This window comes from Micromonospora sp. CNZ303 (assembly GCF_004345505.1).
Map to the genome: position 1 here is coordinate 85,895 of NZ_SLVT01000026.1, position 12,428 is coordinate 98,322.

At 72.7% G+C, this 12,428-nt stretch carries 9 protein-coding genes; 3 read left to right on the forward strand and 6 right to left on the reverse strand.

From position 1 onward, the window contains the following. Window positions 1-62: 62 nt before the first annotated feature. Together EV374_RS29650 and ileS are read right to left on the reverse strand one after the other, a co-directional pair. The gene (locus EV374_RS29650) at window positions 63-758 is read right to left on the reverse strand and encodes a lysophospholipid acyltransferase family protein (protein WP_132240448.1); all 696 of its coding nucleotides are present in this window, start codon (window positions 756-758) and stop codon (window positions 63-65) included. 161 nt (window positions 759-919) lie between these two features. After that, window positions 920-4,111, reverse strand: coding sequence for an isoleucine--tRNA ligase (ileS, locus tag EV374_RS29655; protein ID WP_132240449.1), 3,192 nt, complete (start codon window positions 4,109-4,111; stop codon window positions 920-922). A gap of 457 nt (window positions 4,112-4,568) precedes the next feature. Between ileS and EV374_RS29660 the strand changes: the two genes are divergently transcribed. After that, window positions 4,569-5,009 (forward strand): carboxymuconolactone decarboxylase family protein, encoded by a 441-nt coding sequence (locus EV374_RS29660; protein ID WP_132240450.1) that lies wholly within the window; start codon window positions 4,569-4,571, stop codon window positions 5,007-5,009. Between the two features lie 66 nt (window positions 5,010-5,075). Here EV374_RS29660 and ndk read toward each other — a convergent pair whose 3' ends face one another. Next, complete coding sequence (gene ndk, locus EV374_RS29665; protein ID WP_132240451.1) at window positions 5,076-5,501, reverse strand: nucleoside-diphosphate kinase; 426 nt, start codon at window positions 5,499-5,501, stop codon at window positions 5,076-5,078. Between the two features lie 143 nt (window positions 5,502-5,644). On the opposite strand from ndk, the gene EV374_RS29670 reads away from it, so the two are divergent. Continuing rightward, on the forward strand, window positions 5,645-7,033 hold the full coding sequence (locus EV374_RS29670; protein ID WP_132240452.1) for a VOC family protein: 1,389 nt from the start codon (window positions 5,645-5,647) through the stop codon (window positions 7,031-7,033). 4 nt (window positions 7,034-7,037) lie between these two features. Here the strand turns inward: EV374_RS29670 and EV374_RS29675 are convergent, their stop codons facing one another. Genes EV374_RS29675 through EV374_RS29685 form a run of 3 tightly spaced genes read right to left on the reverse strand, consistent with a single transcriptional unit; the run spans window position 7,038 to window position 11,463 of the window. Continuing rightward, window positions 7,038-7,517: a DUF4233 domain-containing protein gene (locus EV374_RS29675; RefSeq protein ID WP_132240453.1), complete on the reverse strand. Its 480-nt coding sequence runs from the start codon at window positions 7,515-7,517 to the stop codon at window positions 7,038-7,040. Further along, window positions 7,514-8,848, reverse strand: a complete 1,335-nt coding sequence (locus EV374_RS29680) for a bifunctional folylpolyglutamate synthase/dihydrofolate synthase (RefSeq protein WP_132240454.1) — start codon at window positions 8,846-8,848, stop codon at window positions 7,514-7,516. Before EV374_RS29680 ends, EV374_RS29675 begins: the two co-directional genes overlap by 4 nt. Further along, window positions 8,845-11,463, reverse strand: coding sequence for a valine--tRNA ligase (locus EV374_RS29685; RefSeq protein WP_132240455.1), 2,619 nt, complete (start codon window positions 11,461-11,463; stop codon window positions 8,845-8,847). Before EV374_RS29685 ends, EV374_RS29680 begins: the two co-directional genes overlap by 4 nt. Before the next feature lie 69 nt (window positions 11,464-11,532). Here EV374_RS29685 and EV374_RS29690 point away from each other — a divergent pair, with 69 nt between their 5' ends. Beyond that, window positions 11,533-12,216, forward strand: coding sequence for a hypothetical protein (locus tag EV374_RS29690; RefSeq protein WP_132240456.1), 684 nt, complete (start codon window positions 11,533-11,535; stop codon window positions 12,214-12,216). Window positions 12,217-12,428 lie beyond the last annotated feature (212 nt).

Sequence of the window (12,428 nt, forward strand, 5' to 3'; positions counted from 1 at the left end):
CGCTGCGGTCCCACGCCCCGCGACGGCGCGGCGGCGCGGCTCCGGTCGCCCCGCGCCCGGGCTCAGGCCGGGGCGTCGCCGGGGGTGGCGGAGTGCCCGCGCGGCGGGGCGTAGCGGGGCACGTACTCCTGGCCGGTGAGCTTCTGGATCTCGGCCATGACCTCGTCGGTCATCTCGCGCAACGACGTGCGGTCGTCCGACCGGCCGGTGAAGTCGAGCGGCTTGCCGAACCGGATGATGATCTTGGCACGGCCGGGGCGGGGCACTCGGGTGCCGATGGGCTGGGCCTTGTCGGTGCCGGTCATGCCGACCGGGATGACCGGCACGCCGGCCGCCACGGCCAGCCGGACCGCCCCGGTGCGCCCCCGGTAGAGCCGGCCGTCCGGCGACCGCGTCCCCTCCGGATAGACCGCGACCAGGTCGCCGGCCTTGAGCACCGGGATGGCGGCGTCGAACGCGGACAGCGCCGCCCGACCGCCGGCCCGCTCGACCGGGATGGCGCCCAGGCCGGTGAGCACGTGCTTGGAGAGGGCGCCCTTCGGTCCGGTGCCGTTGAAGTACTCCGACTTGGCCCAGAACGCGAGGTGCCGGGGGACCACGGTGCCGAGGAACAGCTCGTCGGCGACCGAGAGGTGGTTGCCCGCGAAGATCGCACCCCCTGTGTCCGGAATGTGCTCCAACCCCTCCACGGTCGGACGGAAGGCCAGCCGGAGCGCGGGCGCCACGGTGAGCTTGCCGATGGTGTAGAGCAGGGGCACTGGTCCTCCGGCGGAGTGTGTGCGAACAGGCGGTGTCACCGTAACCGACGGGTCCACGCGTCGTCGCCCGGGTGGCGGGTCGACCGCCTGGTGAGCGGGCCTGTCGGGGCCGGCGGGGGCGGTCCGGCGACACTCCGCCGGACCGCCCCCGTCTCACCGACTCATACCCTGCGCACGGCCACGGTCACCCGCTCGCCCTCGCCGACCTCCCCGGTGAAGCCGTCCACCCCGTCGGCGAAGTCGACAGAGTCGGCCAGCACCTCGCGGGCCACGAAGTCGGTGTACGCGGCCACCGCCGCCCGCACCTCCTCGCCGGCCGACAACGCCACCACGATCCGGTCCGAGACGTCCAGGTCGGCGTCGCGGCGGGCCTGCTGCACCACCCGGACGACGTCCCGGGCCAGCCCCTCGGCGGCCAGCTCGGGGGTGACCTCGGTGTCCAGCACGACCACGCCCTCGCCGCCGGGCAGCGGCGCGGAGTGCTCGGCGTCGGCGGCGACCAGGCGCAGCTCGTACTCGCCCTCGGCGAGGGTGACGCCGGCGGCGACCGGGGCGCCGTCGACCAGCTCCCACTCCCCCGCCTTGACGGCCCTGATGACCTGCTGCACCTGCTTGCCGACCCGGGGGCCGAGCGCGCGCGGCACCACCGTCAGCACCTGCTGGCAGTACGCCGACACCTCGTCGGTGAACTCCACCGCCTTCACGTTGACCTCGTCGGCGACCAGGTCGCCGAAGGGCCGCAGCTGCGCCGCCACCGGCGAGGCGACGGTGAGCTTCGCCAGCGGCAGCCGCACCCGCAGGCCCTTGGCCTTGCGCAGCGACAGCGCCGCCGAGCAGACCTCCCGGGTGGCGTCCATCGCGGCCACCAGCTCGTGGTCGGCCGGGAACTCCCCGGCGGACGGCCAGTCGGTCAGGTGCACCGACCGCTCCCCGGTGAGGCCGCGCCAGATCTCCTCGGCGGTCAGCGGCGCGAGCGGCGCCACCACCCGGCACAGCGTCTCCAGCACCGTCCACAGGGTGTCGAAGGCGTCGGCGTCGCCCGACCAGAACCGGTCCCGGGAGCGGCGCACGTACCAGTTGGTCAGCGCGTCCAGGTAGGACCGCACGGTCACGCAGGCACCCGAGATGTCGTACGCGTCCATCTGCTCCTGGACCGTCGACACCAGCTCGTTCGTCTTCGCCAGCACGTACCGGTCGAGCAGGTGGGTGCTTGTCGTGTTCCGCTTCGCGGTGTACCCGTCGGCGTTGGCGTAGAGCGAGAAGAAGTACCAGACGTTCCACAGCGGCAGCAGCACCTGCCGGACGGCGTCGCGGATGCCCGGCTCGGTCACGGCCATGTCGCCGCCGCGCAGCACCGGCGAGGACATCAGCATCCAGCGCATCGCGTCCGAGCCGTACGAGTCGAACACGTGGTAGACGTCCGGGTAGTTGCGCAGGCTCTTGGACATCTTGCGCCCGTCGGAGCCGAGCAGGATGCCGTGGCTGAGGCAGTTGCGGAACGCCGGCCGGTCGAACAGCGCGGTGGCCAGCACGTGCATGGTGTAGAACCAGCCGCGGGTCTGCCCGATGTACTCGACGATGAAGTCGCCCGGGTAGTGGTGCTCGAACCAGTCGCGGTTCTCGAACGGGTAGTGCACCTGGGCGAACGGCATCGAGCCGGACTCGAACCAGCAGTCCAGCACCTCCGGCACCCGGCGCATCGTCGAGCGCCCCGTGGGGTCGTCCGGGTTGGGGCGGACCAGGTCGTCCACCGCCGGCCGGTGCAGGTCGCTCAGGCGTACGCCGAAGTCGCGCTCGATCTCCTCTAGCGAACCGTAGACGTCGACCCGGGGATGGTTCGGGTCGTCGGACTTCCACACCGGGATCGGCGAGCCCCAGAACCGGTTCCGGCTGATCGACCAGTCGCGGGCGTTGGCCAGCCACTTGCCGAACGAGCCGTCCTTGATGTGCCCCGGCGTCCAGTTGATCTGCTGGTTCAGCTCGACCATCCGGTCCTTGAACCGCGTCACCGCGACGAACCACGACGACACCGCCTTGTAGACCAGCGGGGTGTCGCAGCGCCAGCAGTGCGGGTACGAGTGGGTGTAGGTGTCCTGCTTGAGGACGACCCCCCGCTCCTTGAGCTCCCGGATCACCGGCTTGTTGACGTCGAAGACCTGCTCGCCCTCGTACGGCGGCACCAGCGCGGTGAACCGGGTGTGGTCGTCGACCGTGACGATGGTGGGGATGCCGGCCGCGTTGCAGACGTTCTGGTCGTCCTCGCCGAAGGCCGGGGCCAGGTGGACGATCCCGGTGCCGTCCTCGGTGGTGACGAACTCCGCGCCGAGCACCTGGTAGGCGTTCGGGCCGGCCTGCTCGACGAGGAAGTCGAACAGCGGGGTGTAGCGCCGGCCGGCCAGGTCGCGGCCGGAGACGGTGCCGACCTGCTCGTAGCCCTCCAGCTCCTTGGCGTACGCGGCCAGCCGCGCCGCCCCGACGACGTACCGCTGCCCGTCGCGCTCCAGCACGGCGTACTCGATGTCGGGGCCGACGGCGAGCGCCAGGTTGGACGGCAGGGTCCACGGCGTGGTGGTCCAGACGCCGAGGCGCACCGGCCCGCGCACCAGTTCCGGCGCGTTCTCGTCGGGGGTCAGCGCGAACCAGACCGACAGCGTCGGGTCGTGCCGGTCCCGGTAGACGTCGTCCATCCGGGTCTCGGTGTTCGACAGCGGCGTCTCGCAACGCCAGCAGTACGCCAGCACCCGGAAGCCCTCGTAGACCAGGCCCTTGTCGTGCAGGGTCTTGAAGGCCCACATGACGCTTTCCATGTAGTCCAGGTCGAGGGTCTTGTAGTCGTTGGCGAAGTCGACCCAGCGGGCCTGCCGGGTGACGTAGCGCTCCCAGTCGTGGGTGAACTCCAGCACCGAGGTGCGGCACGCCTCGTTGAACCGGGCCACGCCGAGGTCGAGGATCTCCGCCTTGCTGGTGATGCCGAGCTGCTTCTCGGCGACCACCTCGGCGGGCAGGCCGTGGCAGTCCCAGCCGAAGCGCCGCTCCACCCGCCGACCGCGCATCGTCTGGTAGCGCGGCACCACGTCCTTCACGTAGCCGGTGAAGAGGTGGCCGTAGTGCGGCAGGCCGTTGGCGAACGGCGGGCCGTCGTAGAAGACGTACTCGTTGTCCGCGTCGCCCGCGACGCCGCCTCCGGCCGCGTCCGTGCTCTCCGGTCGCCGGCCGGAGGCCGGCCGGGCCTCGACGGAGGCCTCGAAGGTCTTGTCGGCCGTCCAGTGCTCCAGCACGCGGCGCTCGACCGCGGGCAGGTCCGGGCTGGCCGGGACGCCGGCGGCGGTCGGTTCGTGCAACGGATAGACCATCGGGGGTCGCTCTCCTCGCGCAGCTCACTGTCGTGTGGGTCTGCGAGGACGAGCCTTCTCGGGTACGCCTCGACGGCGCCCCCGGGCAGGCCCGCGGTACCACCCCGCTTGGCGGCCAGGATCGACCGCCCGCTCGTTGGCCGGCTGTGACGGGCCGGACCCGTCCGGTTCTACTGGGCCGGGGTGAACCGGCTGTTCTTCCGGAGGCTCACCGGTGATGGCCGGGTCATCGCCTTACGACCGCCAAGGCTACCCGACCACCCACGAAGATCGCCGCCGAGTAAACCCGCCCGGTGACCGACTGCCCGGGGTGCCGGGATGATCCGGATCAGGTGGGACGAGGCAGGGCCGCCCCGGCGTCGAGCGGCGTGACCGGGCTCACGTCCGTCGGCGTCACGCCGCGCCTGCGCGCGTCGTCGGATGGGTGACGACACAGACCGGATCGAGGAGGGCCGTCATGCAACGGATCAACGTGGCCGAGGTGGCACCGCAGGCGTACCAGGCCGTGCTGGGGCTGGAGAAGTACGTCCGGGCGAACGTCGGACACACCGTGCTGGAGCTGGTGAAGCTGCGGGCGTCGATGCTGAACGGCTGCGCGTTCTGCGTCGACATGCACAGCCGGGACGCGCTGGCGTCGGGCGAGTCGGACCGGCGGCTCTTCGCCGTCGCCGCCTGGCGGGAGGCGCCCTTCTTCGACGAGCGGGAGCGGACCGCGCTGGCGCTCACCGACGCGGTGACCCGGCTCGGCGAGCACGGCGTGCCCGACGACGTCTGGGACGCGGCGGCGAAGGTGTGGTCCGAGAAGGAACTCGCCGACCTGCTGATGGCGATCGCCACCATCAACGTGTGGAACCGGATCGCCGTGACCTGCCGCACCGACCTCCCCACGGAGGTGTGACGGTCCGCGACGCGACGCAGGCGGCCGGTGCGCGCGACGCGCACCGGCCCCGCGACGGCGGGTGTCTCAGACCAGCTCGGGGAACCAGAGCGCGATCTCGCGCTTCGCGCTGTCCGGCGAGTCGGAGGCGTGCACCAGGTTCTCGCGGTTGGACAGGGAGAGGTCGCCGCGGATCGTGCCGGCCGCCGCCCGACGCCCGTCGGTCGCGCCGACGAGCCCGCGCACCACGTCGATGACCTGGTCGCCGGAGAGCACCAGCGCCACCAGCGGGCCGCCGGTCATGAAGTCCTTCAGCGGCGGGTAGAACGGCTTGTCGACGTGCTCGGCGTAGTGCTCGTCGGCCAGCGCGGCGTCCATCGTCCGGGACACCATCGCGTCGATCCGCAGCCCCTTGCGCTCGAAGCGGGAGATCACCTCGCCGACCAGCCCGCGGCGGACCGCGTCGGGCTTGATCAGTACGAGGGTGCGCTCATCGGGGCTGCTGCTGGACACGCTGGGTTCCTCCTGTGCGCGGAAGACGGTCGGGCTGGGTACGGTCAGCCTAGCGACCCGGTCCCGGCACCGGCGCGGCGGCCGGTCCTTCCTCCGGCGGCCGATCCGGCCTAGCCTGGCCCTTGACCCTCGGGAGGTCCACTGTGGCGAATGGCGGGAACCGGCCCATCGCACCGGTACGCAAGCTGATCGCCGCGGTGCTGGGCACCGTGGCGACCTTCGTCGTCCTCTTCGGCCTGGGCATGACGAGCTGGGCGATCGTGGCGCTCGGCGTCGCCCTGCTGGTGCTGGCCATCGCGCTGGCCACGGTGCGCGGGGGCGGTCGCACCTGGGTGATCGGCGAAGGGCACGTGCACAGCGCCTCCGAGCCGTCCACCCAGTACGCCTTCGGCCGCTGCGAACTCCAGCTGGTGATCGACGCCCCGGGGCTGCCGCCCCGGTCCAAGAAGATCATCGAGCCGCGGGTGCCGGTGGCGAAGTGGCCGTCGCTGGGCCAGACGCTGCCGATCCGGGTGGCCCTGGACGACCAGCGCCACGTCCGGGTGCTCTGGGACGACGTGCCCACCCACGCGGAGACCGCCGCCGCCGTCGCGGCCGACCTGCCGCCCGAGTACGCGGGCACCGAGCCGCTGGACGACGTGCTGATCCAGCAGGAGGCCCCGCCGTGGGCGGACCGGGCGCCGGACGACGACTTCCGGGACGACTACCGCGACGACTTCCGGGACGACTTCCGGGCGCCGGTGGGCGATCCGCTGGGCGATCCCGTCGGGGATCCGCTGGGCGATCCGCTCGGTGGGGACCGGGTCGGGCGGCCCGAGGAGCGCGAGCCCGTCGTGATGCACCAGCGTCCGGGTGGGCCGGTCGTGCTGGAGGGCACGCTCGTCGAGCAGCCCACCACCGGCACCCTGCCGCGCCGGGCCACCCCGACGCCCCGCCCGCCCGCCGAGGAGCGGTTCGACGCCCCCGGCGAGCGCCCCGACCCGGCCGCGCCGGCGGATCCGCTCGACCTGCCCCTGGACGATCCCGCCCCGCCACGCGACCGGGTCCGCGACGAGCGGATCAGCCCGGAGGAACTGGACGAGGCGATCTTCGGTCCGGGCCCGGCGACGCCCGACGCCGACGACGAGGAGACCGCGGCGGCCGGCGACGAGTTCGGGGCGCCGATCGCCGGCGTGGGGCTGACCCTGCTGGTCACCGACCTGCCCCGCTCGCTGGACTTCTACCGCGACCTGGGCTTCACCGAGGTCGACCGGGGCTCCGGCAACGCGGTCCTCTCCTCCGGGACGACCCGCCTGGTGCTGCGCGAGGTGACCGAGGCGGCGCCGATCAGCCGCCGGCTGGTGCACGTCAACCTCGAGGTCGACGACATCGGCTCCGCCTACGAGCGGCTGCGCGGCACGGGCGTCCGGTTCACGTATGCCCCCCGGGTGGTCAACCGGGGCACGAAGCTGGAGGTGTGGGCGGCGGCGTTCCGCGACCCGGACGGCCACGGCATCGCCCTCACCCAGTGGCGGGAACGCGCCGAGGCCTGACCCGTCAGCCCAGGATGACCCGGCGCACGTGCAGGGCGTAGCCCCACACCAGGGCGAAGACGACGCCCAGCACCAGCAGCGACCAGTGCAGCAGGCCGGCCAGCATGAGCAGTCCCTGCAAGGCGGTGCCGGCGTGCCAGGCCCACGGCCGGCGCATCATGCCGGCGAGCAGCACCGCCACCACGGCCAGCGCCACCACGGCCCCGATCGCGGCGCCGCCCAGGTCGCCGCCGACCACCCGGATCGGCTGGATGGCCAGCACCAGCACCAGCGCCTCCAGGCTGAGCGTGCCGGCGCCGAGGCCCCGTACCGCCCGCTCCGGGTTGCGCAGCCCGGAACGGCGCGGCGCCCGCCCTGCGGGGTGGCCGTCGGGCGCCCGGACCGCGCCGTCGTCAGGGGTGCCGTCCGACGTGCCGCCGGGGAGCCCGTCGGGTGCCCCGGTCGGGCGGTCGTCGCCCGCGGTGGCCCGCTCCGGCCCGGTCATCGCTTCAGCAGCCGACGGGCGTCGGCCACCGTCACCACCGACCCGGTGACCAGCACCCCGACCCCGCTCAGCTCCCCCGGTACGTCCTCCTCGGCCATCGCCACCGCCGCCTCGATCGCGTCCGGCATCTCCTCGGCCACCTCCACCCGCTCGGGCCCGAAGACCTCCGCCGCCAGCGCGGCCAGCTCCCGGGCGGGCAGCGCCCGGGGCGAGCTGTTGCGGGTCACCACGACCTGGTCGACCACCGGCTCCAGCAGCTCCAGCAGGCTGGCCGCGTCCTTGTCCGCGAGGACGCCGACGACCGCGACCAGCTTGCTGAAGGCGAACTCCTCCTGGAGCGCGGCCACCGTGGCCGCCATGCCGTGCGGATTGTGCGCCCCGTCGAGCAGGATGGTGGGCGCGCTGCGTACGCGCTCCAGCCGGCCGGGCGAGCTGGCGGTGGCGAAGCCCTCCCGGACCGCCTCGACGTCGAGCTGCCGCTTCGCCCCGGCGCCGAGGAACGCCTCGACCGCCGCCAACGCCACCGCCGCGTTCTGCGCCTGGTGGGCGCCGTGCAGCGGGATGAACACCTCCTCGTAGACGCCACCGAGGCCCTGGAGGGTGAGCACCTGCCCGCCGACGGCGACCGCCCGCCGCAGCACCCCGAACTCGGCGCCCTCCCGGGCGATGGTCGCGCCGACCTCGGCACAGCGCTCCAGGATCGGCCCGGCGGCCTCCTCCTCCTGCGCCGCGGAGATCACCGTCGCGCCCTTGTGGATGATTCCCGCCTTGGCCAGCGCGATGTCCTGGATGGTGTCGCCGAGCCACTCGGTGTGGTCCAGCCCGACCGGGGTGAGCACGCACACCCCGGCCTGGATCACGTTGGTGGCGTCCTCGGCGCCGCCGAGACCCACCTCGACCACCGCCACGTCCACCGGGGCGTCGGCGAAGGTGGCGAAGGCCAGCGCGGTCGTCATGTCGAAGTACGTCAGCGGCTCCGCCGAGCGCTCGTCGACCAGCCGGGCGAGCGGCTCGATCTCCCGGTACGTGGCGACGAACCGTCCCTCGTCCACCGGCTCGCCGTCCAGGCTGATCCGCTCCCGGACGCTCTCCAGGTGCGGGCTGGTGTAGCGGCCGGTGTGCAGCCCGAACGCCCGCAGCAGCGAGTCGATCATCCGGGCCGTCGAGGTCTTGCCGTTGGTGCCGGTCAGGTGGATCGACGGGTACGCCCGCTGCGGGCTGCCGAGCAGGTCCAGCAGCGACTCGATCTTGTCCAGCTCGAAGGCCATGCGGGTGAACCCGCGTTCGGCCAGCTCGGCCTCGACGGCGGCGAAATCGGTGCGGTCGGTCACGAGGGCAGCGCCTCCAGAGCGGCGTCGATGCGGACGAGGTCGGCCTCGGCGACGGCGAGCCGGTCGCGGATCTTGGCGACCACCGGCTCCGGCGCCTTGCCGACGAACGCCGGGTTGCCGAGCTTCGCCCGGGCCTGCGCGGCCTCCTTCTCGGCGGCGGCCCGGTCCTTGGTCAGGCGGGCCCGCTCGGCGGCCACGTCGATCGACCCCCGGGTGTCCAGGGCCACGCTCACGTCGCCGGGCATGGCGAGCGTGGCGCTGGCCTGGAAGCCGTCGCCGGCCGCGTCGAGGCGCACCAGCGACCGGATCAGCGGCTCGTGCGCGGCGATGCCGGCGGCGGCCAGGCCGTCGAGCCGCGCGGCGACCCGCTGCGTCGGGCGCAGCCCCTGGTCCGAGCGGAACCGCCGGATCTCGGTCACCACCCGCTGGAGGGTGCCGACCTCGACCTCCGCGGCGTCGTCGACTCCGGTACGGTCGGCGACCGGCCAGGCGGCCGTCATGACCGTCTCGCCGCCGGTGAGCGCGGTCCACAGCTCCTCGGTGACGAACGGGATCACCGGGTGCAGCAGCCGCAGCAGCTGGTCCAGCACGTGCCCGAGCACCCGGCGGCTGGCCTCGGCGGCCGGGCCGTCCTCGGCGAGCACCGGCTTGGTCAGCTCCACATACCAGTCGCAGACGTCGTCCCAGGCGAAGTGGTAGAGCAGGTCACAGACCTTCGCGAACTCGTACGCCTCGAACTGCTCGTCCACGGCGGCGGTGACGTGCGCCAGCCGGGACAGTATCCACCGGTCGACCGTCGACAGCGTGTCGGCCGCCGGCAGCGGGCCCTCGGTGTGCGCGCCGTTGAGCAGCGCGAAGCGGGTGGCGTTCCACAGCTTGTTGCAGAAGTTGCGGGAGCCCTGGCACCAGTCCTCGCTGACCGGCACGTCCCCGCCCGGGTTGGCGCCCCGGGCGAGGGTGAACCGGGTGGCGTCGGCGCCGTACCGCTCGATCCAGTCCAGCGGGTCGACCACGTTGCCGAACGACTTCGACATCTTCTTGCCGTGCTGGTCGCGGACCATGCCGTGCAGGGCAACCGTGTGGAACGGCGGCCGGCCGTCCATCGCGTACAGGCCGAACATCATCATCCGGGCGACCCAGAAGAAGAGGATGTCGTAGCCGGTGACCAGCACGCTGGTCGGGTAGAACTTCGCCAGGTCGGGAGTCTGCTCCGGCCAGCCGAGCGTGGAGAACGGCCACAGGCCGCTGGAGAACCAGGTGTCCAGGACGTCCTCGTCCTGGTGCCAGCCCTCGCCGCCCGGCGGCTCCTCGTCCGGGCCGACGCAGACGATCTCGCCGTCCGGGCCGTACCAGACGGGGATCCGGTGGCCCCACCAGAGCTGGCGGGAGATGCACCAGTCGTGCATGTTGTCGACCCAGGCGAAGTACCGCTTGGCCAACTCCGCCGGCTCGATCTTCACCCGGCCGTCGCGCACCGCGTCGCCGGCGGCCTCGGCCAGCGGGGTGGTGTTGACGAACCACTGGAGCGACAGCCGCGGCTCGACGGTCGTCCGGCACCGGGAGCAGTGCCCCACCGCGTGCACGTACGGCCGCTTCTCCGCGACGATCCGGCCCTGCTCCCGCAGCGCAGCGACGATCGCGGGGCGGGCCTCGTAGCGGTCCAGGCCCTGGAACGGGCCGTGCGCGGTGATGACGCCCCGCTCGTCCATGATCGTCAGCGACGGCAGGTCGTGCCGCTGGCCGATCTCGAAGTCGTTCGGGTCGTGCGCGGGGGTCACCTTGACCATGCCGGTGCCGAAGCTCGGGTCGACGTGCTCGTCGGCCACGATCGGGATCCGCCGGTCGGTCAACGGCACGGCCACCTCGGTGCCGATCAGGTGCCGGTAGCGCTCGTCGTCCGGGTGCACGGCGACGGCGGTGTCACCGAGCATCGTCTCGGCCCGGGTGGTGGCGACCACGACGTCGTCGCTGTACCGGATCGAAATCAGCTCGCCGTCGTCGTCGGTGTGCTCCACCTCGATGTCCGACAGCGCGGTCAGGCAGCGCGGACACCAGTTGATGATCCGGTTGGCCCGGTAGATCAGCCCGTCGTCGTAGAGCTTCTTGAACATGGTCTGGACGGCCCGCGACAGGCCCTCGTCCATGGTGAAGCGCTCACGGTCCCAGTCGACGGAGTCACCGAGGCGGCGCATCTGGCCGAGGATCGCGCCGCCGGACTCGGCCTTCCACTGCCACACCCGCTCGACAAACTCCTTCCGGCCCAGGTCGTGCCGGGACAGGCCCTGGCCGGCGAGCTGCCGCTCGACCACGTTTTGGGTGGCGATCCCGGCGTGGTCCATGCCCGGCAGCCACAGCGCCTCGTGGCCCTGCATCCTCTTGCGCCGCACCAACGCGTCCTGGACGGTGTGGTCCAGCGCGTGGCCCATGTGCAGGGAGCCGGTGACGTTGGGCGGCGGGATGACGATGGTGAAGGGGGGCTTGTCGCTGTCCGCCGACGCCCGGAAGTGGCCGGCGGCTACCCACTGCTCGTACCGTCGCTGCTCCACCTCGCCGGGCTGGTACTGGCCGGCAAGGGTCGGGGCGTCGGGGCGTCGGGCATCCAGTCTCTCGGTCACCCTGAAAGTCTACGGAGCGCTTCCCGGGACCCGACGTGCGCCACCTGCCGTTCGCGTACGGTGTCGGCTATGTCCGACGCACATCTCACCGATCGCCCGGTCGCCGACGGGCCCGAACCGATCGACCTGACCGACGAGCCCATCCAGCTCAGCAACCGGGACCCGGAGAGCGCCCCGGAACGGCGGGGGACGTGGTCGGGGCGCCGGCGGGTGGTGTGGGCCGTGGCGGCGGTGGTCGGGATCGCGGGGGCCGCGGTGCTCGGCACGGCCGGCTGGCGGGTCGCCCAGCAGAAGGACGCAGATCTGGCCACCCCGGACCGGGTGGCGGGCCTCGTACGCGACGACAGCGACCGGGCCCGCAGCACCTCCGACTACCTGCGCAGCGGGTTCGCCGCCGACATCGACCTGGACAGCAGCTTCGGCACCGTCTACCGGGATCCCGCCGACGACAAGCGCTCGGTGCTCGTCTTCGGCGGCACGACCCTGCTCTGGCAGCCGGAGCGGGACCTGGACAGCCTCTTCGGCCTGCTGACCGACGAGACCGGCAAGGTGACGGGGCTGCGCGAGGTGCCCGCCGGACGCCTAGGCGGCGTGATGAAGTGCGGCACCACCAGCGGTGACGGCGGCGACTTCGCGGTCTGCGGGTGGGCCGACCACGGCAGCGTGGTGATGGCGATGTTCCCGGGCCGCTCGATCGACGACGCCGGCGGGCTGTTCCGCGCTATGCGCGAGGAGATCCAGACCCGCGGCTGAGGCCTTGGCCGCCCGGCCCCGAGTCCAGGGAGTGCGGGCGGAGTGTCCTGGCGCCGGCCCGGAGGGCGTCGGCTCTTGGCCGCGCGAAAAGGGCCGTAACGCAGTTCAGGGCCACCTCGAAGGGTGGCCCTGAACTGAAAGATTGTCCGGCGGTGTCCTACTCTCCCACACCCTCCCGAGTGCAGTACCATCGGCGCTGGAGGGCTTAGCTT